Below are 23203 nucleotides of genomic sequence, written 5' to 3' on the forward strand. Positions count from 1 at the left end.
TTTCTATTTTAAACTGCCATCGTCTTTTATCTCTTGATAGGCTTCTTTTACTCCTGCTTTGACTGCCAACTTCATAATAAAACATAAAATAACAAATAGTAAAACTGTAATAACTATACTTAATCCTACATTTATATTGAGTAAATTGAGCATACTTATCTATCCTTTCATGTTATATCGGATATACCTGAATTTCACTTTCTGTATCAAGACAACAGGACACACATTCTATTCATTTAATTCTAATAAAAAGACTGTTTTATAGTAAAGTCTTTGACATTCATACATTAGTTTAAATGTGTTAACTATCTTTGATAACTCACAAAGACCATTTCCATATAACGGATCCGATTATACCAGGCTCTAATTCTGCATAAGAAGCCTAAGTAAAATATTAGAAACTCTTCCCTTTTTTACTCTATCAATAAAATTAAAATAAGTCACTTTATATAGACAATAGAAGAGCTTACTTATTTTTCATACTGTAAAAATAACTTTCATCATCAATTACTTTTCTTAATATCCTTAAATGTTCCTCATTATATGGTATATAAAGAGCATCCTTTTTAAAAATTAATACAATAATGTCATTTAAAATAGCACAACAATACAAACTATTCCAGTAATATTTTTTATTATTATCCATGATGTATTCTTCATCTATTATTAAACTCACTAGATCATCGGCATTCTTAATTTGTTTAAAAGAAGTATACATTATGTAATAATTAACACAGGCTAAAAATAGCCATATTACTCCTAGAATTATACAAATTGTTTGCATAACTGTCAGAAAGATATTTACATCGGATTTTTGTAATAAGTAATAAATAAAAGCTATTATAAAAAATAAAAAGGCTTGAAGCAAGAGAGTTTTAAAATTCGTAGAAGCTTTTGGAAGCTTTTTTAATTTCTTTATTCTTTTTTTATTCATGAACAGACCAAGCGCAATATCTAACTGTGCTTTATTTCTATCATTAAAATAATTTAATTCATACATTGAGCCATCCCCTAAATTATAACTAAGTACATTGTAAATCTTTTTTGTATTTTCTAATATTTAGATATATCCTATTTTTATATTATCATAGAAACTTTATATCAACAATTGAAATTAAAAACAGATCAACCTGTTTGACTCAATATGACAAATAGACAGGTGCCAAGCTAAGTTCAATATTTGAAAAGATACTAAAATTATCCTTTTATCATAATAAAAAGCATACTCTATCTTTTTAAATTCTCTGTCTTATAAATATAATATCCCTCATAATAATAACTCGCATCAATTCCCAACATATATACTTCTCGATCATCAATTTTACCTGTTAATGCGCTCTTCAATAAAACCTTAATTTCTACATCTTTAATCGGACTTCTCTCCATAGCCAATAAGTAGTCCTCTTTATCAACCTCATTCCAATCAATAACACATTTTAATTCTTTTTTTAAAATACAATCTAACCAAATTCTTGTACTACGCCCATTACCTTCACGAAATGGATGAGCTATATTCATTTCTACATATTTTTCAATAATCTCATCAAAATTAGATTGTGGCATTTCATCGATATTTTTTAAAGCTGCTCCTAAATACATAAAAGGAGCAAAACGAAATCCCCCTTTAGCAATATTTACATCCCTCATTTTTCCAGCAAAATCATAAATGTCACTAAATAAATAATCGTGTATTTGTGCCAAGCCTTTAAAAGTACCAACTTCAAAAGTATCAAGTAATTCATTTTCAAATAGATCCAACGCTTTTGCCTTGCTAATCTGTTCTTCCTTGCGTGCAAGCTCTGCTGAATTATTTATGCCAAGTTTATTTTTCAACATTTTATTTTGCTCCTTTCTTATATACAAAAAAAGGATTATAAATTAATCCTTTCATTTTTCCTTTCGCCTTCACCTCAACCATTAATATCTTAATGACTCAGGTGGAGCCGGGGGGAATCGAACCCCCGTCCAAAAACAGTCCCTCTAAAGCGTCTACAGTTTATCTTATTGAATGAGTTTAACTAAGCTACGATCAATAAGCAATCTTTCACTTAGCGAGCCTATTGGTTTTCGTAAAAAGGAGCTAGGCAATCCTTTTTCTTAACTCATAAGTTATGATACTAGCTGATGAATTATGAGTAAATCCAACAGTAGCATGCCAAAGTCTATGTCGACTTAATTAGGCAAATGAATAATTTGTTCTGTTTCCAGTTATTTGTTTGTGCACGTAACGTGTGCCTCCGACTGCAGCTAAAGTCAGACTTGTCCCTGTCGAATCCAAGACGACCCCAGATATGCGGATAACCGCATATGAATTATAGCACATTCATTGAAATGAAATCAATAAATGTTCTTTAAAGCTTTTTCAATGTCCCTTTTCGCATCTTTTTCCTTTAGCGACTGACGTTTATCAAATAATTTCTTTCCTTTTGCCAAAGCAATCTCCACTTTCACTTTACTTCCCTTATCAAAATAAAGCTTAGTGGGAACAATCGTATACCCACCCTCTTTGACCTCTTTTGCCAATTTAAGAATTTCTTTTTTATGCAATAAAAGTTTTCTAGTACGCAGTGGCTCATGGTTAAAGATATTTCCCTGTTCATAAGGAGCAATATGCATATTTTCTAAGAAGGCCTCATCATTCTTGATACGAATAAAACTATCCTTTAAATTAGCACTTCCTTTGCGAACAGATTTGATTTCCGTTCCTTGTAAAACGATGCCCGCTTCAAAAGTATCTTCAATGAAATAATCATGATAAGCTTTTTTATTTTGGGCTAAGATTTTCATTTTGATCCCCTCCTGCTTCGACTTTTATTAGCTGGTCGCTTTGAACGAGAAAATAAATTTCGTGAAGTAGGTGTTCTTTTTTTATCACCTTTTCTGCGATGTACAGGCTCTTCTTTAGGTTTACGTTTTTTCTTCTTGCTGTCAATAATTTCAAAATCAATCTGACCATCCAGTTTAGAGGCACTGATGACTTTAATACGTACTCGGTCTGACATACGATAAGTATTCCCAGTTCTTTCTCCTACTAGTTGTAAATATTGAGCGTCATAATGATAATAATCATCCTTCAAAGTAGAAATATGCACCAAGCCATCAATGGTATTAGGCAGTTCTACAAACAATCCAAAAGCAGTCACCGAAGATACAATTCCATCATATTCCTGACCGATGCGGCTTTGCATATATTCTGCCATTTTCATATCCATTACATCACGTTCGCAGTTTACCGCATCAATTTCGCAGTTTGATGAACTTTCCGCCAACTGCGGTACAACTTCACTAAAGTGCTGAATTGTCTGACCATCTAATTTTTGCTCAAATACATAATTTCTGATAAGACGGTGTACTAATAAATCCGGATAACGTCGAATTGGCGAAGTAAAATGTGTGTAATATTCGTCAGCTAGTCCATAATGCCCTAAACATTGAGCATCATAGCGTGCTTTCTGCATACATCTTAACAGCAAGGTTGAAATAACACTATGCTCTGGTTTGCCTTTTGCCGATTCAATCAGTGAGCTTAATTCTCTTGGATAAACATGATCCAAAGAGCCTTTAATCTTATAACCTAAAACGCTGGCAATCGTAGCAAAATTCAATAATTTCTTTTTCTTAGGATGTTCATGAACACGATAAATAAAAGGTACTTGCAGCCAGAAAAAATGTTCTGCCACAGTTTCATTGGCAACCAGCATAAACTCCTCAATAATTCGTTCACTGATTCCTCGGGTTCTTAATACTACATCTGTTGGTTTACCTTTTTTATCAACAATAACTTTTGCCTCATCCACGTCAAAGTCAATAGCCCCTTTTTTACTACGTTTACTTCTTAAGATAATCGCCAATTTCTCCATTTGGAAGAATAATTTATGAATATCTTCATAACGTTTCGTTGTTGCTTTATCTCCGTCTAATATTTTATTGACATTATTATAAGTCATTCTTTCTGTAGAATGAATCATCGTTGGCAAGATCTGATGGTCAACCACATCCCCTGATGAATTGATTTCCATGATACAAGATATCGTCAATCGATCAACATGCGGATTTAACGAACAGATTCCGTTAGAAAGCTTGTGTGGAAGCATAGGGATAACACGGTCAACTAAATAAACCGAAGTTCCTCTGCTGATAGCTTCTTTATCAATCTGACTTCCTTCTTTTACGTAATGAGAGACATCCGCAATATGAACCCCTAATTGATAGTTTCCGTTTTTCAATCGTTTCAAGCTGATGGCATCGTCTAAGTCTTTCGCATCATCACCATCGATAGTCACAATTAATTCATCACGCAGATCGACGCGGTTTTCTTTATCTTCTGCCGCCACGACATCCGGAATACTTTCTAATTCTGCCATTACATCCTCATTAAATTCAGTCGCTAAATCATAGCGTGCAACAACAGATAAAATATCGACTCCGGGATCATTGCGATGCCCTAAAATCTGTACGACTTCCCCCATAATCGGCTGTTCAAAACTTGTGATTTTTGCGACAACCTTGTGTCCTTCCATTGCTCCTTTGCGGTTTCCGCTAAGCAGGACTAATGAACCAAATTTATTGTCATCGACAGATACATAAAATTTCCCCTGAATCTGCTTCACTAATCCAACAACCTGTTTTTGACCTCTTTCAATTATTTCAATGACTTCTCCTTCTAAAGAAGAACCACTTTGTTTTCCATCAATCTTGACCTTAACCTTATCATTATTTAAAGCCCCATGCAGGTTCTTCTCCCCCACATAGACATCATCGAGATCATCTCCCACTCGAATAAATCCAAATCCACGCGGATTTAATTGAACTGTTCCAATCACAATGCCTGTACGATCAGGTAAAAAGTAGCGATCACCAATTCCTCTGACAATAGCTTTTTCATCCTCCAGCTTTACCAAGCATTTTACCAGCTCTTTAAATTTATCGGTTGTATCAAATCCCAATGCTGTAGCTAATTCATCTACATCCATTCCTAAATAATCATCGGCTGCTAACCATTCTAATATTTGCTTTTCCATAACATCCCTCCTTCAAAAAAAAATAGGACTGCATTGTCCTATTGTTTACCCCATTTGGATTAATACTGCCAACACAAAGAAAGCAATACCGAATCCAACTGTTAATCGTGTTAAAACTAACTCTGATCCTCTTTCTTTAGTTTGTGCGAATAATGCCGAACTTTGTCCGGTCAAAGCGCTGACGATTCCTTCAGATTTACCGCTTTGCAATAGAGATAATACAATAATTGCAATACATACGACTACCATTAATATATCTAACATGATCGATCCTCCTAAATACTAATTAAAACTCATGTGAATTTTCTGATTTACTAGCATTGTCATAATACCATATCTATTTTTAAATTTCAACCATTTAAAGGGCAAAAAAAGAAGCGATTAAGCTTCTTTATAGTCGATCCCGACAACATAATACAATTCTGTATCTTTTACGACAGTAATCACCATTGAACTCTTTAAGGAAGAGGTTGGCATGCCTCCGCTCACTTGCTTATAAGTAATATCAATGCTGATATCAAAGCATGGCTTATCTTTATCCTCTTCACTTTCTAAGCGGAATTCTGATTCTGAAACACCATTGATTACATAGTTTTCTACTTCCGGAAGTAAGCTGATTCCATATTTATTGGCATAATCTGTGAAATTTGCATAATAGTCACGCAAAGCAAATGAGGCAAAATCCTGACGCGAATCCGGCCAAACATAATTTAAGCCGCCAATATCTTCACGTTTCGTTTTATTTGACCATGTAAAGAAATCAGTCGCAAAATAAGCAGCTGCATAAGTCATTTCTTTTTCCTGATCTCCTGATTGATTAGCTGCTTCCAGCTGTTCAAAGATTTCTTTCATTTTATCTGTTGCATTGGTTGACAATGTATAATTTAAGCCATCATCCACTGGCTGCACAACAGGAGGCTGATTGCTTTCTCCTTGATTTTTAAGATACATCACCGCCACTACTCCAAATACAACACATACACTTAAAATGGAAACAATAAGTATCTGCAATTTTAATTTTGACTTGCTATCTTTTTTCATGATTCGTTTAGTCCTTTCATATGCTCTGGCACGCCGACGATAATAATCGATCTGCTGCTTATTTTCTTTATTGATTTGTGTAGATAGTTCCTTTAAAGTATGAACATCGGGTTCCGGCTCACTTAAGATCGGTAACTTATCACTATGGACAAAGAGATTGATAATCGTTAACAATGGTCGATAACGACGGCTGATCATCTGCGTATACTCAACAAATAACTCAAATGCGATAACTAACAAAACGAATAAAGCAATCGCTGCTTTTTTGTCAAACAGATAAATATAAGATGAAAGTGAGAATAAAACAGTCGCTCCGTATAATATTAAAACACTCTTTTTTTGTCCTAGGTTTAAGTTAAACATTAATTGATGATGCAAATGTTCACGATCTGCATCAGAGAATTTTTTCTTCCTTAGTTTACGTCTTAGAATCGCCATGATCGTATCCATAATTGGAACGGCTAAAACAATAATCGGTGCACCTAACGTAAAGAAAGCCGAACTTTTATATCCAAAACCTAACAATGAAATAACAGAAATCATAAACCCTAAAAACAAGGCTCCGTTATCTCCCATAAAGATAGAGGCCGGATTGAAATTATAGAAGAGAAAACCAACTGTTGCTCCCGCCAGCAATAGTGAAAGCGCAGCAATATCGGTTCTCCCGAAATGTAAACTGGTAAGCGATAAAGTTACAAGGACGATTATTGAAATCCCAGAGGATAGTCCGTCCAATCCATCGATCAAATTGATCGCATTCGTAATACCAATAATCCATAAATAGGTAATCCCAATAGAAATCCATTCACAAATATCACCCGGAAGATAAGGAATCGTAATCCCTCTCAGCATGATCTTTCCATAAAAAATAATAATGGAAGCAGCAATTATTTCTACAAGTAATTTAACTTTGGGACTGACATCATGAATATCATCATACAGTCCAATCATAAAGACAAGAAAACTTGAAAATAGGATCGAATTGATCTGCACATCTGTTTTCAAGAATATATAAGCACAAATGATAAAACTGATATATATGGCATAACCGCCAATTCTCACGATTCGGCCATTATGTATGGTTCTTTCATTTTGCAAAGCAATGATATTGAGCTTGTCTCCTACAATCTTTACAATAGGAACGAGGAGTGCACTGAGGATCATTGCTACTATAAATGATAATATGATTTCAATTTTCATTCTCATGCCTCCTACTGTATGTCATTATACCATATATTTCTTAGTGAACAATGTGAAATAATCGAAAATAAAAAAAGAGGGAAGCATCCCCCTACAGCTTATTTTACGTAATGTAAATTATTTAACATAACGCCGCATCCTTCAGCAACACAATCCAAAGCATTATCTGCTACGAATACCGGTACGTTTAATTCTTTTTCTAATAAAGCATCCAGTCCATGAAGCAATGCTCCACCACCAGTTAAGAAAATACCACGGCTTACAATATCCGCTGCTAATTCAGGCGGTGTTTTTTCTAATACTGATTTTGCAGCTGCAACGATTGTATTACAGTTTTCTCTTAATGCCAGTTCAGTTTCATCTGCGCTGATTTCTACAGTATGAGGAAGTCCGGTGACTAAGTCACGTCCTCTAACTTCCATGACTTTATCTTCTCTTCCGCCTCTTACAGCTGTTCCGATTTCAATTTTAATTTGTTCGGCAGTACGATCACCGATCAATAATTTATATTTATCTTTTAAGTAATGAATAATTTCTTCATCCATACGGTCACCCGCAATTTTTAATGATGTACTTGTTACGATATCGCCTAAAGATAAGACAGCAACATCAGTTGTTCCCCCACCAATATCAATGACCATATGTCCAGCCGGTCTTGAAATATCCAAACCTGCTCCGATAGCAGCTACTTTAGGTTCTTCTTCAATAAATACACGTTTAGCACCACAGCGTTCAGCTACATCTTTAATCGCACTTTTTTCAATAGAAGTAATATTAGAAGGACAGCAAATCAAGATTGTTGGTCTTGAAAAAACACCCTTCAAATTTAATTTATTGATAAAATGTGTAATAAGGATTTCAGTCACCTGGAAGTCTGCAATAACACCGTCTTTTAAAGGACGAATGGCTTGTACACGACCTGGTGTTTTCCCTAACATTTCTTTTGCTTCAGCTCCAACTGCCAATGCTTTATGTGTTTCAGCATCCATGGCTACAACTGAAGGTTCATTAACGACGATTCCTTCGCCTTTAACATAGATTAATATATTTGCAGTACCTAAATCGATACCAATTTCTTTTGAAAATCCCATGATTTTTTCCTCCTATGAACCTATTTCTACAGTATTATATCATATACTATATCTAATAATCTAGCAATAAGAATAATAAAAACTCATAAACTTTTTATTATTTTTTTGTTTCTTTTCGAATTGCCTGCCACTATTAGTATAGATAAGGACTAAATTTATATTCATGAATAAGAAAATAAAAAAAGTTAGAAACAAATTCTAACTCTTCAATCATCTATAATTCTTTTGTTGTCTTATCAAAGCATTTTTCTGGGTTTAAAACATTACCATTCTTTTCAACGATCATGTGTAAATGATTACCAAGATCTGCTTCATAAAGGTTTTCTCCGGTTTTTCCCAACACATCACCTTGTTTAACTTTGGCGTTAAGTTCTACAGAGACCTCAGACATACTTTGATAAGTGATTGTTACACCATTATCACTTTCAATGGATACACATAATCCAAAGATTGGATCTTCTTTTTTGCTTGTTACGGTGCCACTTAAACTAGCTAATACTTCAAATGCTTTATTATTGCTTGTAAAATCGGCACCTTGATTAGGACGATACACTCCTTCAAATAGCACTAAAGATTTTCCTTGTTTTTCAGCATCGTCGCTTTGGTCATAGAAACTTCTTGCTACTTGTACTTCACCTGCATATGGTTTAGCGATTTTTTCCTCTGTTTTTGTTTCTGTTTCCGTTGGTGTAGGATTCATGGAAACAACGGGGATATCCTGGTTATTTTCATTAAACTTTTCATATACCACCAATCCCGTTAAGAAAACAAAGACAGATAAACAAAACAATAAACCAATTTTATATGTTTTTTTATTCATAATTTCACCTCATAAACAGTATTTCCATTATGAATAAATTTATTCTATAATTTACAAATTTCCACGTTTTGGTAATAGTATGCTAGAATTTCTTCATAGCTATAGCCATTCATTGCCATTCCATTAGCACCGTACTGACTCATTCCTACGCCATGACCGAATCCAACAGTATCAAATATATACTGACTGCCATCATAGTTAATTTTAAAATCCGTTGACGCTAAATTCAGTAATTCCCTTACTTCCCTGCCGCTGTAAATTTGATTATTTACACTGACTTCTTTTACACGTCCGCTGTCATAATGAGAGACGATATGAATGTCTTCGATATCCTGATTAAAAGCAGCTTTCATTTGTTCAGGTGTAAAATTACTGGTACGTTCTATGTTGGGGCAGATTGATAATTCCCAAGTACTGTCTACAGAACGTAAGTAAGGAACACTACTGGAAGCAAAATAATCTTCACTATTTTCTGTTTTTCCGTTTGAACTTGAAAAAAACAAGGCAGAGATATAATTATTATTATATTTCATTACTACATTATGTGTAGAACTTACAATATTTTTCAATCGTTCATATTTTTGATCAAATTCATCTTTCCAGTTATTCTTCATCTGCTCAACAGTTAAATAGACTTGTGTGTTAGTCGTTGTGTCTACCTTTAAGCCTCTTGAAAAAGCAAAGGTGCGGCTGGCAACTGTTTGTGCTTTTAAAGCTTCATCTTCAAATGATAAAGGCATCTCTCCGGCGACTACACCAACTAGATAATCATCTAACGCTAAATATTGAACACTTCCGTCTTTTTGAGTTACCTCGACCTGATATTCACTGGGAAGTGTAGTTTTATCATTTGTATCGTTTAACTGCTGAATATCCGGTTCTTTTGCGTGAGATTTATCCGGTTTTAAATATAAAGAATAATTAATCCAAGCAAATAACAGAGCTAAAGCTCCTAATCTCATAAATATCTTTTTCAAATCATCACCCGATTCTTATTGTCATAAATTCGAGTATAAATGAAGCGACTAAATAAGCTAAAGCAAAGCACATCAATATAAAAAGGGTATTGAACTCTCTTGCTTTATTCTTTTTTAGAAAACGAGCAAAGTCTATACAGCTTAAAGCATAGAAACTTACCATAACACTTCCTATATACGTCACTAATTTTATGATTGAGTATACCATCATTATTCCTCCTTTCTTTAGTTTTATAAGTTTTTGACGTGAATACGGTTCAAAGCCTTTCTTAAAGCAATCTCTGCACGCATAACATCACCGTCTTTGCTTTGCAGACGCTTTTCCGCACGTGCCTTTGCCTGCGTAGCACGTGCCAAGTTGATTTCTTCTTGACTTTCAATCGAGTTGGCAATAATCGTTGTTTCATCATTTCCGACATATACAAAACCACCGCCGATTGCATAAAAAGTTCTCTGATTGTTTTCTACAAAGTTCATTTCCGAAATTTCAATCGCACTGGCTAAAGGCAAATGATGGGCTAAGATCCCCATTTGTCCTCCGGTTGTTCGAATATTTAAAATATTCACATCTTTTTCTGCGTAAACACCACTAGGAGTTACGATTTTTAAATGAAAGGTACTCATCATTGCACCTCTATTCTAATGTTTCAGCTTTAGCGACAGCTTCTTCGATTGATCCAACGTTATGGAAAGCCTGTTCAGGTAAATGATCCCACTTACCTTCCAAGATTTCTTTGAAGCCTTTAATAGTATCGTCTACATGCACATATTTACCATCCATTCCGGTAAACTGGCTTGCTACAGTAAATGGCTGAGACAGATAGTTACGCACACGTCGTGCACGAGCAACGGTTAATTTGTCTTCTTCACCTAATTCATCCATTCCTAAGATCGCAATAATATCCTGCAATTCTTGGAAACGCTGTAAGATTTGCTGAACGCCATGAGCTACTTCATAGTGTTCTTTTCCCACAACCAGCGGATCCAGCGCACGTGATGATGAGTTCAATGGATCTACTGCTGGGTAGATTCCTAATGCCGCAATAGAACGATCCAATACAACTTTAGCGTCTAAGTGAGCAAATGTTGTAGCCGGAGCCGGGTCCGTTAAGTCATCGGCTGGTACATAAACGGCTTGTACAGAAGTAATGGATCCCTTTTTAGTTGAGGTAATACGTTCCTGCAGTTGTCCCATCTCTGTCGCTAAAGTAGGCTGATATCCGGCTTGTGAAGGAACACGTCCCAACAAGGCAGATACTTCTGAACCGGCTTGAGTAAAACGGAATATATTATCGATGAACAGCAAGACGTCCTGTCCCTCTTCATCACGGAAATGTTCCGCCATTGTTAATCCTGTTAAAGCTACTCTTAAACGAGATCCCGGTGGTTCGTTCATTTGTCCGAACACTAGGGTTGTTTTATTTAAAACACCGCTTTCTTTCATTTCATAGTAAAGGTCGTTTCCTTCACGTGAACGTTCTCCAACACCTGCGAACACAGATAATCCACCATGTTCAGTCGCAATATTGTTGATGAACTCCTGGATTAATACGGTCTTACCAACTCCGGCACCACCGAATAATCCAATCTTTCCCCCTTTGATGAAGGGACAAATTAAATCGATGACTTTGATTCCGGTTTCAAGGATTTCTGTTTCCGTTCTTTGTTGTGAATAGTCGGGAGCCTGACGATGAATCGGCATCAGCTTAACATCATCCCTGTCAAATTCCTGATCATCGATTGGCTGACCTAAAACATTAAACATACGTCCCAATGTTTTATCTCCAACCGGTACTCGGATCGGCGCCCCTGTATCAAGGGCATCAATTCCTCTGGTGAGTCCATCTGTCGGACCCATGGCAATACATCTAACAATATCTTCACCGATATGGCTAGCAACTTCAACAACAAGTTGGTCTTGTCCATTCATGATCTCAATGGCAGTATTAAGCAAAGGTAAATGATCTGCTTCAAATTGCACATCGACAACGGGTCCAACGGCACGAACGACTTTTCCAATATTTTTTTCAGACATCATACCGCCTCCTTTTATTGAGCATTAGCACCGGCAACGATTTCTGAAATTTCATTCGTGATCGCTGTCTGTCTTGCTTGATTGTATTTTAATAATAGATCTTCGATTAATTCTTCTGCATTATCATTAGCATTTTCCATCGATGTTCTTCTTGAAGCATTCTCACTGGTAATGGATTCTACCAAATACCCATAGATAACGGCTTGCAAGTACATCGGGATCAGCTGTTCCAATACGGCTTCCGGACTGGGTTCAAATAAAGTCTCTTTATTTGCATGACTGCTTTTTACAAACTTGTCCGCAGTTACCGGCAGCAATGTTACCGCATGAGGCACATAGCGCAGATTATTAACAAATTCTGTATAAATAATTTTAATATGACCAATTTTCTTTTCTAAGTATAAGTTCTTCAGCTCATTAACCAAACGAACGATTTCATTAAAATCCAACGATTGATTCACATGCATGTAAGTCTCATTGACAGAAGGAAAACTTCTTTTTAATGAGCTATAGCCTTTTGTTCCGATTGTGTAAACTAAATCATTCGCTTTGATTTCTTCTAATGCCAGTTTGATGACATTAGCATTATAGCCGCCGCATAATCCTAAACTGGATGTAATCACGATATAAGCGGTTGTTTCTACATCGGTTTTCATTAAGTAAGGGCTGTCACTTTGCCCTTGGCTTGATTCAAGGATTTCTGCCACAGTAGAGCGGACAGTATTATAGTAAGGCTTTAATTGATCTAATTGATTTCTTGTTTTTCTTAATTTAGAAGTGGCAACTAATTCCATCGCTTTTGTGATTTTTTTAGTTGATTCGACCGAGCGAATACGACGCTTGATCGTCTGCATTCCAGCCATAAGGCGCTATCCTTCTTTTTCGGCGGTTTTTACGAATCTTTCCGCAAAAGTTCCGATAGTTTCTTTTAGCTTCGCTTCTAATTCAGGTGAGATGGCTTTTGCCTCTTTGATCTCTTGAATATAGTCATCATGATTTTCAGCAATTTCTTCTAGCAGTTCATCCATAAATAAATTAATTTTATTTACCGGAATTTGTTTAGTAAAGCCATGTTTCAAAGCAAACAGTGTAATGACCTGAGTTTCTACACTTCGTGGTGAATACTGTGCCTGTTTCAATACTTCACGTACTTTTTGTCCATGATCTAATACGGCTTTTGTCGCATTGTCCAAATCTGATCCAAACTGTGCAAAGGCCTGCATTTCTGCAAACTGTGCTAATTCAAGTTTCAATGATCCGGATACTTGCTTCATTGCTTTGATCTGTGCGGCAGAGCCTACACGAGATACGGATAATCCGGTATCAATAGCAGGTCTGAAGCCGGCATTAAATAGATCTTGCTGCAAGAAAATCTGACCATCCGTAATCGAAATAACATTTGTAGGGATATAGGCTGAGATATCTCCGGCTTGTGTTTCAATGATTGGCAAGGCAGTGATTGATCCTCCGCCCATTTCATCATTCAAACGACAAGCACGTTCCAGCAGTCTTGAATGCAAATAGAAGACATCCCCCGGATACGCTTCACGTCCTGGTGGTCTCTTTAATAATAAAGACACTGTACGATAAGCGACGGCATGTTTCGATAAATCATCATAGACAATCAAAACATCTTTTCCTTTATCCAGCCACTCTTCTGCAATGGCACTTCCTGCATACGGGGCAATATACTGCACCGGTGCCAGTTCTGAAGCAGAAGCGGATACAATCGTCGTATAATCCATTGCTCCGCCTTGACGCAATTTTTCAACAATTTGAGCAACCGTCGAATTCTTTTGTCCAATAGCGACATAAACACAATAAATATCCTGACCTTTTTGATTTAAGATTGTATCGATCGCAATTGCTGTTTTCCCGGTTTGGCGATCTCCGATAATCAACTCACGCTGACCGCGTCCAATTGGAATAATCGCATCAATCGAAGTAATTCCTGTTTGTAGCGGCACACTCACCGATTTTCTAGTCATAACTCCCGGAGCAACTCTTTCAATTGGTCTTGTTTTATTCGTCAGGATCGGTCCTTGTCCATCAATAGCTTGTCCTAATGGATTCACAACACGTCCCAGCATTTCATCTCCAACCGGTACCTCAATAATTTTTCCGGTTCGTTTTACTTCATCGCCTTCCTTGATCTCATCACTTTGACCAAGCAATACGGCACCTACATAATCTTCTTCAAGATTCATAACCATTCCATAGACCTCATGCGGGAATTCCAACAATTCTCCCAGCATGGCATTGTCTAATCCATGGATCAATGAAACACCGTCTCCGATTGTCATGACTTTTCCGATATCTTTTGTTTCAACAACTTCGTCATAACGTTTGATTTGTTCTTTTATGATTGAACTGATTTCATCTGGTCTTAGACCCACTCGATCCACCTACTTTCTAAGCAACTCATTTTTCAATAAGTCCATTTTATTTTTAACTGTTCCATCAATCACATGATTTCCAATCACTACTTTAATACCACCGATCAGACTTTCATCGATCTTTGGTGTCAAGACGATCTTTTTATCCATTTTAACTGATAAAACATGTTCTAGTTTTTTTATTTCCTGTTCATCTAGCGGCATACTTGAATAAAGCGTTCCCTCTTTGATCCCTAAATAATCATTCGTCAAAGAATGATAAGCCTGAATAATCTCCGGCAGTGAACCCATACGATTTTTATCAATCAACAATTTGATAAAGTTTTGCACATAGACAGATAGATTATTATCAAACGCTTTATCAATTGTTTCTTTCTTTACTTTTTTGTCAACATTAAAATGCATAAAAAAGCTTAGGACTTCTTCATCTGAGCAAATGATATTTTTCACTAAGGCTAAATCTGCTTCATAGCGTTCAATCTTTCTTTCTTCCTGAGCTAACTCAAACAAGGAAGAAGCATAACGCAATGCTACGGATTCCATTAGTTCACCAAGTCGTCGATAAATTCATCGACCATATCTTTATTCGTTTTTTGATCTACTTCTTTATTCATTACTTTTTCAGCAACTTCAAAAGCAACCTCAATGATCTCTTGTTTCATTTCCTCTTTTGCTTTTAACTTTTCAGCTTCAATTTCTCGATCTGCCTGTTCGATCCTTATTCTAGCTTCTTGTGCGGCTTCAGCTAAGATTCCCTCTTTTACTTTAGCGGCATCTTCTTTTGCCTTTTGAATCGTAGCACGATATTCTTTGGCTGCTTCTCGTGCCTGCTGCTCGCTTTCTTGTACAAAGACTTTTGCCTGTTCATTCATTTGTCGAGCTTCTGTAATATTTCCTTCAATCGCTTCAGCGCGCTTAGCCATATATTCACGAATCGTGCTCCATAAGTACTTCTTGAATACTAAAAGCATGATGCCTGTTGAACACAGCTGTACGATCAATGTCGTGATATTCGGGAATAACTTTCCGGCTATATTGATATCCATCTTATTCCTCCTATTCTAATTAATGATGATTAATAAACGAATAATAGGATGAAGGCGATCAATAACCCATAGATCGCTACTGTTTCTGATAAAGCAATCCCTAAGATCATCATGGTACGGATTTTTCCTTCCGCTTCTGGGTTTCTTCCTACTGCTTCAACTGCCTTACTTGCGGCAATCCCTTCACCGATACCGGTTCCTAATCCGGCACATACTGCAATCCCTGCAGCGATCGCGATTAATCCAACGTCTGTCATTTTTAAAATCCTCCAATATTGTTTTTTATTTTGTTTTATTCTTCTGCTTCAATAGCGATCAGAATACATGAGAGTGTTACGAACACTAACGTTTGAATACACCCTGCAAACACATCAAAATAAACATGCAGTACAGGGGCTAAGATTGGTCCGACAAAGTTAAACGGAATGATCTTGAATGAAAGCCACCCGGTAAAACTGTATACCAATCCCATTAAGATGGTTCCGCTTAGAATATTACCGAATAAACGCATAGATAATGAAATAAGCGGTGAAATTGCTCCTAAAATATTGGTGGGCGGCCATACTAATTCTTTGATGTAGGTCAGTCCACCTTTCTTTTTGATAGCGTTGTATTGTATTAACGTAAATGTAATCAAAGTGATGGCTAATGTAATAGAAAAATTGGATGTCGGAGAATCAAATCCGATCAGTCCGCTTAAATTAGCACATACTAAGTACACAAACATTAATGCGAAATAGGGGTAATAGTTTTTGGCAAATTTCTCCGGCATAATAGATGCCATATAATCCTGCACTGTACGTACACCTACCTCACAAATTAAGACGACTCCTTTAGGCTTTTCCAAAGGATCCGCTGCTTTGATCTTTTTTCCCGCATAAACGCAAAAAAGGCAGATTGCGGCCATGATGATCAAAGAAAATATAAGTTCTGGCTGAATGATGATGTGAATATCCGCTAACATCAAACGCATTGTATTCACATACCCTCACCTCGCTTTCTAATCCTATAATCATAATAGAATATAGTCAATTTTATCATAAAATAGCCAATTGTTACAGTAAATATGTTAAAAACTGAAGGGAGTTTCACAGCTAGAAAAAATCCAAAACCATAGACGACCATTTTAATCAGATAACTAAACATCACAATCATTGCGGAGATCTTGCTTCTAAATAATAGAATGTTGTCAACGGTGATCGTAATGATCTTAAATATGATTAAATTAATCCCATACCCTAATGCTAACCCAAGAACATAGGAGATTTCTCCAAATAACAAACCAATTCCTGCAGTAACTGCCGCAATAACTAAAAAGACAGGGATTGATTTTTTTACGATGGCTTCTTCTTCCTTCACTTACTTTCCTCCTAATCGCAGAATGTGCTTAAAACTGCTGATAATTCCTAACGCACTTCCTAACAGTATCCCGATTGGCTTAATTCCAAAATAATGGTCAATTCCTAGACCGATAAAGACACTAAGAATCAAAAAGCCAAATATTTCCCAGCCGATCCCCAGTGCCAATACAATATACTTCCAAATCTTATTCTGTTCCAAAAATACGATCTCCTGCATCACCAAGACCAGGCAGAATATAGCCATGCTCGTTGAGCTTTTCATCTACTGCACAGATATACAGATCCACATCCGGATGAAGCTGTTCAATCAGTTTAATTCCTTCAGGGGCTGCCACTAAGCATAAGAATTTAATGTGTTTGGCGCCTTTTTGCTTGATGCTGTCTAATGCTTTTGCTAAGCTTGAACCGGTTGCCAGCATTGGATCTAAGACAATAATCATATCTTCGTTGATGGTACTAGGAAAATTGGCATAGTATTCCTTAGCTTCTAAAGTTTCTTCATCACGCTTCATGACAATGTGTCCCACCTTAGCGTTAGGAATGACTGATTTCATACCATCTAAAAAACCAAGTCCGGCTCTTAAAATAGGCACCAATATTACATCTTTAGCTAGCATTTTGGTTGTTGTTAGCGTTAATGGTGTTTCAACTTCTACAATTTTTGTCGGCAGATCTTTTGTCACTTCATAAGCGGCAAGTGCTGCAATTTCTTTAAGATTTTCAGCGAAGTCTTTGCACTTCGTCTCTTTATTGCGCATAATTGATAGTTTATGAGTGATCAATGGGTGTTCAATAACAAATGTTGCCATAGTATCCTCCTTTCTCTAAAGATAAGTTAATCCTTCGTATAAAGGATATTTATCTGTCAATGCTTTCACACGACGAATGCATTCTCCTTTTATTTCATCGGTTTCTTCATTTTTTAAGCGATAAGCTATAATTTTTCCAATTTCAATGAAATCTTCTTCAGTAAATCCTCTGGTCGTCATTGCCGGAGAACCGACACGAATTCCACTTGCTTTAAATGGTTTTTCTGTGTCAAACGGTATAGCGTTCTTATTAACGGTAATATGGATTTCATCCAATAAACGCTCGGCTTTTTTACCACTGATTCCACAGCTGGCTTTGACATCAATTAATAATAAATGATTATCTGTTCCATCTGAGACTAATCTAAAGCCTTCTGTTTTCAAAGAATTTTCCAATGCCTTAGCATTTAATACAACATTTTTAACGTATTCTTTGAAACTTGGCTGTAAAGCTTCTCCAAAGCAAGCAGCTTTAGCTGCAATAATGTGCATCAATGGTCCGCCCTGCATTCCTGGAAATACGGCTTTATCAATGGCAGCCGCATATTTTTGTTTGCACATAATGACACCGCCGCGAGGTCCGCGCAATGTTTTATGTGTCGTTGAAGTTACAAAGTCTGCATAAGGTACTGGGGATTGATGATATCCTGTCGCTACTAAAGCGGCAATATGTGCAATATCCACCATCAGCATGGCACCGACTTCATCTGCCGCTTCACGCATTTTTTTAAAGTCAATTTCACGGCTGTAGGCACTTGCTCCGGCAACAATCAATTTCGGTTTGAAAGTCAGGACTTTTTCTCGGAACGCTTCATAATCGATTGTTTCTGTGTCTTTATCTACACCGTAGCTTTCAAATTCATAATTCATTCCAGAGAAGTTTAATGGATGTCCATGCGTCAAATGCCCGCCATCAGCGAGAGACATTCCCAATACACGATCCCCGTTTTTTAGGACTGCTAAGTAGACTGCTGTGTTTGCCTGTGCTCCTGAATGAGGCTGAACATTGGCATATTCACAACCAAACAGCTGACACAATCTTTCTTTCGCTAAAGATTCGACGGTGTCCATGTTTTCACATCCACCGTAATAACGTTTCCCCGGATATCCTTCCGCATATTTATTTGTAAACACACTTCCGGCTAATTCCATGATTTGTTTCGATACAAGATTTTCAGATGCGATCAACTCAATATTTTCTCTTTGACGCATCAATTCTTTTTCTACTGCCTCAAATACTAATTCATCTCTAAAGTCATTCATCCTAAATCCCCTCTCTTATTTTTATTGTTTTTCAATAGCCATCATTTTTTCGATACGCTGATCGTGACGTCCTCCCTCATAATCAGTATGAAGCCAAGTATTCAATATTTCTAAAGCTAATCCTTCGCCAATTACACGTCCGCCCATTGCAATCATATTTGTATCATTATGCTGACGAGTTGCTTTAGCACTAAACAGATCGTGTACCAAGGCACAGCGAATACCATCCACTTTATTGGCAACGATGCTGACTCCGATTCCGGTTCCGCATACAACTACACCACGTTCACATTCTTTATCTGCTACTGCTTTAGCGGCTTTATAAGCATAGTCCGGATAATCCACACTGTCCTCACTGTTTGTTCCAAAATCAATGACCTCATATCCTTGAGCAATCATTGATGCTTTCAATACTTCTTTTAGGCGATACCCGCCATGATCACATGCAATCGCTATTTTCATTTCAGTTCCTCCTCAATCATTTCAATAGTGATTCTTCCTTGTCTTAATATTTTAATTTCATCTGTGGTTAGATCCACTACACTGCTAGCTTGAAGCTTACCGCATTCTCCCTCTACGACAAACGGAATGCGCCCGTTTAGCTGTTCAAGCACTTCTTTAGTAGTGGTGGTGCTAGGCCGGTGGGAAATATTCGCACTTGTCACATACAATGGTTTTCCTGTTTTTCGTATCAATTCACGAACAAACACATCATCTGGTATACGAATCCCGATCGTTCCTTCTTCTTTTTTACTGTTAAGGATAACGGTAATATCCCCCGGCATAAATTTATCAATAATCAATTGATCCCGATAGGAGACATAGACATACTCATCAAGCTCTTCTTTGTCTGACAACATCAATGTAAAGCGCTTCGACATGTCTCTCTGCTTTGCTTCAATAAGACGTTCTACCGCCGCTACTGAATCATAAATAACCCCTAATCCGTAGACCGTTTCCGTTGGAAAAGCAACGACTTTTTCCTGCTTTAAAGCAGCAGCAACATCATCTATTTCCGCTCTTTTTTTGATTTGTGTTTCCATCGGCTTCACCTCTATGACATCATATCATAAATGGAATAAAAAGGGAATTTTAACACAAAATTAATACCCAACAAAAAAAGCACATATCGTGCTATTCAAACAAACTGCCAATAAATGATTTAGGCTTTACATCTACCTCACAGTAATCTTTTTTTAATTCCCCGCTGATACTCTTTCCTTTTCCTTCACCGATAACCAAAACTACTTGATTATTTTCATAATACATTTGTGGATAAAGGACAGTTAAATCTTCCATGACTTCTTCTTCACTTACTCCGGTTATCATTTCCTGATAACTTTTGATTATTTCATTTTTATATTGATACATCTCTGCGATATCTTCTTTTGTATTTGAATTAGCGACAATATTGAAAGTTTTGGAAGATGTAGGATTGGACAGTGTCATGCCAATTAAAAAGGTACAAAATATTTTTCTAAACATGTTTCTCACCTCATTTGGATTATGGCCATTCCCGCCTTTTTTAAACCCAAAAGAAAAGAAATTGGGATACTTTATTTCTTTCTACTTATTTAATACGTATAATAAATTCAGATCATTAAACATATTAGCTAAAATGGTCGAGAAGCTAACACAAAATAAGCCTATAATTGAAAATGTAAGGAGGAATATTTATGCTAGAACAAATTGAAGCGGTACAGCGTATGCAGGATTACATTGAAGCCCATTTAGAACAAGATATTACACCTGCCGATTTATCGAGAGCATCTTTGTTTTCTCCCTGGTATTCTCGTCGTTTATTCATCAAACAACTGGGATTGTCTCCGGCAGAATATATTCGCAAGCTGAGACTATCAAGATCTGCCCTTAGACTTCGTGATGAGCCATGCAAGATTATTGAAATTGCATTTGACTTAGGTTTTAAAAGTGTCGATGGCTATCAGAGAGCTTTTCAGCGAGAATTCGGGTGTAATCCCAGCGAATATGCCGCACATCCGATACCCATATACTTATTTACTCCTTATGGCGTTAAATTCAGACATATTGAAAGGAGAATGCATATGTTGGATTCAAAAAATATTTTTATTCAAGTCATTGATAAACCTGCCCGAAAGGTTATTGTGAAAAGAGGCATTCATGCGAATGATTACTGGTCTTACTGTGAAGAAGTGGGGTGTGATGTTTGGGGGCTTCTTCAAAGCATCAAATCTATCAGTGGTGAACCAATTTGTCTTTGGCTTCCTGAACGTTATCAACTACCACAAACATCTCAATATGTTCAAGGTGCAGAAGTACCTTTAGAATATGACGATGTCATTCCAAACGGGCTAGATATCATCGAATTGCCAGCTTCTAAATATCTAATGTTTCAAGGAGAACCGTTTAACGAAGAAGATTACTGTGAAGCTATTGAACTGCTTCAATCCGCTATTGAAAAATATGATCCGGCCGTTATTCATTATCAATGGGACCATGACAATCCAAGGATTCAGCTTGAACCTATCGGAACAAGAGGGTATATTGAATTAGTGCCTATTAAATAACAAATACCCCGATAGCATAAATATGTTATCGGGGTATCATTATGATTTCAGTTTTCTTGTTTGCAACGCTTTTACTGCCGCTAGACAAATGACTAACGCCAGCAAAATCTCTAAAATACCATTTGTTAGAATCGTTGTCAGCAAAACGGTGAGCAAGGTTGAATATTCAATACCTCTGACTGCCGCATAAGCAGATCCAAAGAAAAGATAAATCCCACCTAATACTAAAAGAGTATTCGTTAATGTTCCTACAAATGCACTGAGTATGATCCGACTAGTTTCATTTTTATATGAAGCAAGTCGTTCATAGATCATGCCGCTGCTCCAGCCCAACAGTATTCTTGGCAAAACCGCAATAATCAAACTATATCCATTTCCGTTTACTGTTCCCACCGTAATAAAGGGAGAGAACACAAAAGAAGTTAAAGTGGGCTGCAATGTATTGATGATCACTGAGCTGATCCCAAATAAAGCCCCCATCAGCATTCCTTCTTTTTTGCCTAATACCATTGCCGTAATCAAAACGGGAATATGCATTGTCGTAATACGTAATACCCCTAAGGGAATATACCCTAACGGGGTAAACATCATCATGACAAGAATAGCGATCATCATCGCTAAAAAAGCCATCCTAAAAATTTTCTTATTTTTCATTTTTTCCTCCACTATCGCTCCTACTAGGATGCCATGCGTCTATAATATTTGCCTTTTATAAGAAGGTCAGTGTCATCGGATCACTGCCAAAGATCTTTTAGGCATTTTTATTATAGCGAAAGGATGAAAGAAAGTCATTTGTTTTTTACCTGTAATCATAAGAAAAAACTCCGCAATTACACTTGCAGAGAAATCTGATAATGATGTATCTTCGTATTATAAATCGAATAAGAGACTTCGATGATTCGATGTTCGAGATCACAAGTCGTACGTTTACGGCAAAGCAATGCCTGATCTGTTGTATTTAAAATATTTAAAACATGTTTAGGCGGATAATCCACAAAAAAATCATCATCAAAGCTTTGCGGATTATACTTATGCTGATGTAAAAAATGATAAATCGAGAAATCTTTAGCGTCGATTTTTTCATCAAGGGTTAAGTCTCCCGGAAGATAGTGAGTCATAAAAATATAGGGCTTGCCATCTAAATAATAAGTACGTTCAATCTTCAGACAATGATCGCCGAAGATAGAATAAAGCTCATTTTGCGGAACTAATGAAATAAAAGTACTTTTCATATCTTCTTTTTTTAACTGATAGCCGCTTTTATTCAGAATACTTGAAAAGGACTCTCCTTTTGATAATCGATTGATTAAAGAATTAGATATAACCGTTGTTCCCTTACCGCTTTTTTTTGACACATACCCTTCATTTTCAAGCAGTTCGACAGCTTTTCGAACGGTGATTTTGCTGACGTTAAACTGATTTTCAAAATCCGTTTCGGTTGGCAGTAAACTGCCAATAGGATAAGTGCCATCTAAAATGAGTTCTTTTATAGATAACATTATGGAATAATATAATGGTAATTTTGCTGACATGATTTCACCTCGCCACTATTATATCATATCTTATTAAAAACAAAACAAAAATATAACATTATGAT

29 protein-coding genes and 1 other RNA gene are annotated in these 23203 nt (G+C 36.5%); 1 reads left to right on the forward strand and 29 read right to left on the reverse strand.

Translation table 11 applies throughout. From position 1 onward, the window contains the following. Positions 1 to 3: 3 nt before the first annotated feature. From ACLRVU_RS11655 to ACLRVU_RS11785, 27 genes are all read right to left on the reverse strand, one after another. Positions 4 to 153 carry a DUF6019 family protein gene (locus ACLRVU_RS11655; protein ID WP_412891995.1) on the reverse strand — a complete coding sequence of 50 codons (150 nt, stop codon included), beginning with the start codon at positions 151 to 153 and terminating at the stop codon, positions 4 to 6. A gap of 313 nt (positions 154 to 466) precedes the next feature. After that, positions 467 to 1000, reverse strand: coding sequence for a hypothetical protein (locus ACLRVU_RS11660; RefSeq protein ID WP_412891996.1), 534 nt, complete (start codon positions 998 to 1000; stop codon positions 467 to 469). A gap of 227 nt (positions 1001 to 1227) precedes the next feature. Continuing rightward, positions 1228 to 1836, reverse strand: coding sequence for a protein adenylyltransferase Fic (fic, locus tag ACLRVU_RS11665; protein ID WP_412891997.1), 609 nt, complete (start codon positions 1834 to 1836; stop codon positions 1228 to 1230). 99 nt (positions 1837 to 1935) lie between these two features. After that, positions 1936 to 2287, reverse strand: a transfer-messenger RNA (tmRNA) gene (ssrA, locus tag ACLRVU_RS11670). A gap of 50 nt (positions 2288 to 2337) precedes the next feature. Beyond that, entirely contained in the window at positions 2338 to 2787 is a 450-nt protein-coding gene (gene smpB / locus ACLRVU_RS11675; RefSeq protein WP_147551256.1) for an SsrA-binding protein SmpB, read from the reverse strand. Then, positions 2784 to 5021 carry a ribonuclease R gene (gene rnr / locus ACLRVU_RS11680; protein WP_412891998.1) on the reverse strand — a complete coding sequence of 746 codons (2238 nt, stop codon included), beginning with the start codon at positions 5019 to 5021 and terminating at the stop codon, positions 2784 to 2786. The genes smpB and rnr overlap by 4 nt, the downstream gene beginning before the upstream one ends. Positions 5022 to 5066: 45 nt before the next feature. Continuing rightward, positions 5067 to 5285 (reverse strand): preprotein translocase subunit SecG, encoded by a 219-nt coding sequence (gene secG, locus ACLRVU_RS11685; protein WP_041137972.1) that lies wholly within the window; start codon positions 5283 to 5285, stop codon positions 5067 to 5069. A 117-nt stretch (positions 5286 to 5402) separates the two neighbouring features. After that, entirely contained in the window at positions 5403 to 7262 is a 1860-nt protein-coding gene (locus ACLRVU_RS11690) for an undecaprenyl/decaprenyl-phosphate alpha-N-acetylglucosaminyl 1-phosphate transferase (protein ID WP_412891999.1), read from the reverse strand. A 98-nt stretch (positions 7263 to 7360) separates the two neighbouring features. Then, on the reverse strand, positions 7361 to 8353 hold the full coding sequence (locus ACLRVU_RS11695) for a rod shape-determining protein (protein WP_041137973.1): 993 nt from the start codon (positions 8351 to 8353) through the stop codon (positions 7361 to 7363). Positions 8354 to 8567: 214 nt separating this feature from the next. Then, a complete protein-coding gene (locus tag ACLRVU_RS11700) occupies positions 8568 to 9173 on the reverse strand; it encodes a M23 family metallopeptidase (protein ID WP_147551250.1) in 606 nt (201 codons plus the stop codon). Between the two features lie 44 nt (positions 9174 to 9217). Further along, the gene (gene spoIID / locus ACLRVU_RS11705; protein ID WP_412892000.1) at positions 9218 to 10150 is read right to left on the reverse strand and encodes a stage II sporulation protein D; all 933 of its coding nucleotides are present in this window, start codon (positions 10148 to 10150) and stop codon (positions 9218 to 9220) included. A 4-nt stretch (positions 10151 to 10154) separates the two neighbouring features. Then, a complete protein-coding gene (locus tag ACLRVU_RS11710; RefSeq protein WP_147551246.1) occupies positions 10155 to 10361 on the reverse strand; it encodes a DUF1146 domain-containing protein in 207 nt (68 codons plus the stop codon). Between the two features lie 20 nt (positions 10362 to 10381). Then, positions 10382 to 10774: a F0F1 ATP synthase subunit epsilon gene (locus ACLRVU_RS11715; protein WP_412892001.1), complete on the reverse strand. Its 393-nt coding sequence runs from the start codon at positions 10772 to 10774 to the stop codon at positions 10382 to 10384. A gap of 10 nt (positions 10775 to 10784) precedes the next feature. Beyond that, the gene (gene atpD, locus ACLRVU_RS11720) at positions 10785 to 12185 is read right to left on the reverse strand and encodes a F0F1 ATP synthase subunit beta (RefSeq protein ID WP_147551244.1); all 1401 of its coding nucleotides are present in this window, start codon (positions 12183 to 12185) and stop codon (positions 10785 to 10787) included. Between the two features lie 14 nt (positions 12186 to 12199). Continuing rightward, on the reverse strand, positions 12200 to 13048 hold the full coding sequence (gene atpG, locus ACLRVU_RS11725) for an ATP synthase F1 subunit gamma (RefSeq protein ID WP_412892002.1): 849 nt from the start codon (positions 13046 to 13048) through the stop codon (positions 12200 to 12202). A 6-nt stretch (positions 13049 to 13054) separates the two neighbouring features. Next, positions 13055 to 14581, reverse strand: a complete 1527-nt coding sequence (gene atpA / locus ACLRVU_RS11730) for a F0F1 ATP synthase subunit alpha (protein ID WP_147551241.1) — start codon at positions 14579 to 14581, stop codon at positions 13055 to 13057. Positions 14582 to 14590: 9 nt separating this feature from the next. After that, positions 14591 to 15124 (reverse strand): F0F1 ATP synthase subunit delta, encoded by a 534-nt coding sequence (locus ACLRVU_RS11735; RefSeq protein ID WP_412892003.1) that lies wholly within the window; start codon positions 15122 to 15124, stop codon positions 14591 to 14593. Beyond that, entirely contained in the window at positions 15124 to 15627 is a 504-nt protein-coding gene (gene atpF / locus ACLRVU_RS11740; protein WP_412892004.1) for a F0F1 ATP synthase subunit B, read from the reverse strand. The genes ACLRVU_RS11735 and atpF overlap by 1 nt, the downstream gene beginning before the upstream one ends. 29 nt (positions 15628 to 15656) lie before the next feature. Further along, on the reverse strand, positions 15657 to 15884 hold the full coding sequence (atpE, locus tag ACLRVU_RS11745) for an ATP synthase F0 subunit C (RefSeq protein WP_041137985.1): 228 nt from the start codon (positions 15882 to 15884) through the stop codon (positions 15657 to 15659). A gap of 35 nt (positions 15885 to 15919) precedes the next feature. Next, positions 15920 to 16600, reverse strand: coding sequence for a F0F1 ATP synthase subunit A (locus tag ACLRVU_RS11750; protein ID WP_412892031.1), 681 nt, complete (start codon positions 16598 to 16600; stop codon positions 15920 to 15922). Positions 16601 to 16605: 5 nt separating this feature from the next. Next, on the reverse strand, positions 16606 to 16986 hold the full coding sequence (locus ACLRVU_RS11755) for a hypothetical protein (protein WP_412892005.1): 381 nt from the start codon (positions 16984 to 16986) through the stop codon (positions 16606 to 16608). Continuing rightward, positions 16987 to 17187: an AtpZ/AtpI family protein gene (locus ACLRVU_RS11760; protein WP_412096820.1), complete on the reverse strand. Its 201-nt coding sequence runs from the start codon at positions 17185 to 17187 to the stop codon at positions 16987 to 16989. Then, a complete protein-coding gene (upp, locus tag ACLRVU_RS11765; RefSeq protein ID WP_412892006.1) occupies positions 17174 to 17797 on the reverse strand; it encodes a uracil phosphoribosyltransferase in 624 nt (207 codons plus the stop codon). Before upp ends, ACLRVU_RS11760 begins: the two co-directional genes overlap by 14 nt. 15 nt (positions 17798 to 17812) lie before the next feature. Beyond that, on the reverse strand, positions 17813 to 19060 hold the full coding sequence (gene glyA / locus ACLRVU_RS11770; RefSeq protein WP_412892007.1) for a serine hydroxymethyltransferase: 1248 nt from the start codon (positions 19058 to 19060) through the stop codon (positions 17813 to 17815). Between the two features lie 21 nt (positions 19061 to 19081). Then, a complete protein-coding gene (gene rpiB / locus ACLRVU_RS11775; protein WP_147551227.1) occupies positions 19082 to 19522 on the reverse strand; it encodes a ribose 5-phosphate isomerase B in 441 nt (146 codons plus the stop codon). Continuing rightward, on the reverse strand, positions 19519 to 20103 hold the full coding sequence (locus tag ACLRVU_RS11780; protein WP_412892008.1) for an L-threonylcarbamoyladenylate synthase: 585 nt from the start codon (positions 20101 to 20103) through the stop codon (positions 19519 to 19521). The genes rpiB and ACLRVU_RS11780 overlap by 4 nt, the downstream gene beginning before the upstream one ends. 91 nt (positions 20104 to 20194) lie before the next feature. Continuing rightward, positions 20195 to 20545: a hypothetical protein gene (locus tag ACLRVU_RS11785; protein WP_412892009.1), complete on the reverse strand. Its 351-nt coding sequence runs from the start codon at positions 20543 to 20545 to the stop codon at positions 20195 to 20197. Positions 20546 to 20736: 191 nt separating this feature from the next. On the opposite strand from ACLRVU_RS11785, the gene ACLRVU_RS11790 reads away from it, so the two are divergent. Continuing rightward, on the forward strand, positions 20737 to 21606 hold the full coding sequence (locus ACLRVU_RS11790; protein WP_412892010.1) for a helix-turn-helix transcriptional regulator: 870 nt from the start codon (positions 20737 to 20739) through the stop codon (positions 21604 to 21606). A 39-nt stretch (positions 21607 to 21645) separates the two neighbouring features. Here ACLRVU_RS11790 and ACLRVU_RS11795 read toward each other — a convergent pair whose 3' ends face one another. After that, positions 21646 to 22260, reverse strand: a complete 615-nt coding sequence (locus ACLRVU_RS11795) for an ECF transporter S component (RefSeq protein WP_412892011.1) — start codon at positions 22258 to 22260, stop codon at positions 21646 to 21648. A 176-nt stretch (positions 22261 to 22436) separates the two neighbouring features. Beyond that, positions 22437 to 23138 carry a GntR family transcriptional regulator gene (locus tag ACLRVU_RS11800; RefSeq protein WP_412892012.1) on the reverse strand — a complete coding sequence of 234 codons (702 nt, stop codon included), beginning with the start codon at positions 23136 to 23138 and terminating at the stop codon, positions 22437 to 22439. Positions 23139 to 23203 lie beyond the last annotated feature (65 nt).

The sequence above is a fragment of the Beduini sp. genome (assembly GCF_047239305.1).
GTDB lineage: Bacteria > Bacillota_I > Bacilli_A > Erysipelotrichales > Coprobacillaceae > Beduini.

Excerpts from the sequence above, each read along its gene's own strand:
- atpG (WP_412892002.1), bottom strand. The coding sequence starts at position 13,048 with ATGGCTGGAATGCAGACGATCAAGCGTCGTATTCGCTCGGTCGAATCA.
- secG (WP_041137972.1), bottom strand. The coding sequence starts at position 5,285 with ATGTTAGATATATTAATGGTAGTCGTATGTATTGCAATTATTGTATTA.
- glyA (WP_412892007.1), bottom strand. The coding sequence starts at position 19,060 with ATGAATGACTTTAGAGATGAATTAGTATTTGAGGCAGTAGAAAAAGAA.
- ACLRVU_RS11790 (WP_412892010.1), top strand. The coding sequence starts at position 20,737 with ATGCTAGAACAAATTGAAGCGGTACAGCGTATGCAGGATTACATTGAA.
- ACLRVU_RS11800 (WP_412892012.1), bottom strand. The coding sequence starts at position 23,138 with ATGTCAGCAAAATTACCATTATATTATTCCATAATGTTATCTATAAAA.
- smpB (WP_147551256.1), bottom strand. The coding sequence starts at position 2,787 with ATGAAAATCTTAGCCCAAAATAAAAAAGCTTATCATGATTATTTCATT.
- ACLRVU_RS11780 (WP_412892008.1), bottom strand. The coding sequence starts at position 20,103 with ATGGAAACACAAATCAAAAAAAGAGCGGAAATAGATGATGTTGCTGCT.
- ACLRVU_RS11715 (WP_412892001.1), bottom strand. The coding sequence starts at position 10,774 with ATGAGTACCTTTCATTTAAAAATCGTAACTCCTAGTGGTGTTTACGCA.
- atpF (WP_412892004.1), bottom strand. The coding sequence starts at position 15,627 with ATGGATATCAATATAGCCGGAAAGTTATTCCCGAATATCACGACATTG.
- ACLRVU_RS11750 (WP_412892031.1), bottom strand. The coding sequence starts at position 16,600 with ATGCGTTTGATGTTAGCGGATATTCACATCATCATTCAGCCAGAACTT.
- upp (WP_412892006.1), bottom strand. The coding sequence starts at position 17,797 with ATGGCAACATTTGTTATTGAACACCCATTGATCACTCATAAACTATCA.
- ACLRVU_RS11795 (WP_412892011.1), bottom strand. The coding sequence starts at position 22,260 with ATGAAAAATAAGAAAATTTTTAGGATGGCTTTTTTAGCGATGATGATC.
- ACLRVU_RS11660 (WP_412891996.1), bottom strand. The coding sequence starts at position 1,000 with ATGTATGAATTAAATTATTTTAATGATAGAAATAAAGCACAGTTAGAT.
- rpiB (WP_147551227.1), bottom strand. The coding sequence starts at position 19,522 with ATGAAAATAGCGATTGCATGTGATCATGGCGGGTATCGCCTAAAAGAA.
- ACLRVU_RS11695 (WP_041137973.1), bottom strand. The coding sequence starts at position 8,353 with ATGGGATTTTCAAAAGAAATTGGTATCGATTTAGGTACTGCAAATATA.
- ACLRVU_RS11690 (WP_412891999.1), bottom strand. The coding sequence starts at position 7,262 with ATGAAAATTGAAATCATATTATCATTTATAGTAGCAATGATCCTCAGT.
- rnr (WP_412891998.1), bottom strand. The coding sequence starts at position 5,021 with ATGGAAAAGCAAATATTAGAATGGTTAGCAGCCGATGATTATTTAGGA.
- ACLRVU_RS11735 (WP_412892003.1), bottom strand. The coding sequence starts at position 15,124 with ATGGAATCCGTAGCATTGCGTTATGCTTCTTCCTTGTTTGAGTTAGCT.
- ACLRVU_RS11655 (WP_412891995.1), bottom strand. The coding sequence starts at position 153 with ATGCTCAATTTACTCAATATAAATGTAGGATTAAGTATAGTTATTACA.
- atpD (WP_147551244.1), bottom strand. The coding sequence starts at position 12,185 with ATGTCTGAAAAAAATATTGGAAAAGTCGTTCGTGCCGTTGGACCCGTT.
- ACLRVU_RS11700 (WP_147551250.1), bottom strand. The coding sequence starts at position 9,173 with ATGAATAAAAAAACATATAAAATTGGTTTATTGTTTTGTTTATCTGTC.
- ACLRVU_RS11710 (WP_147551246.1), bottom strand. The coding sequence starts at position 10,361 with ATGATGGTATACTCAATCATAAAATTAGTGACGTATATAGGAAGTGTT.
- fic (WP_412891997.1), bottom strand. The coding sequence starts at position 1,836 with ATGTTGAAAAATAAACTTGGCATAAATAATTCAGCAGAGCTTGCACGC.
- ACLRVU_RS11785 (WP_412892009.1), bottom strand. The coding sequence starts at position 20,545 with ATGTTTAGAAAAATATTTTGTACCTTTTTAATTGGCATGACACTGTCC.
- atpE (WP_041137985.1), bottom strand. The coding sequence starts at position 15,884 with ATGACAGACGTTGGATTAATCGCGATCGCTGCAGGGATTGCAGTATGT.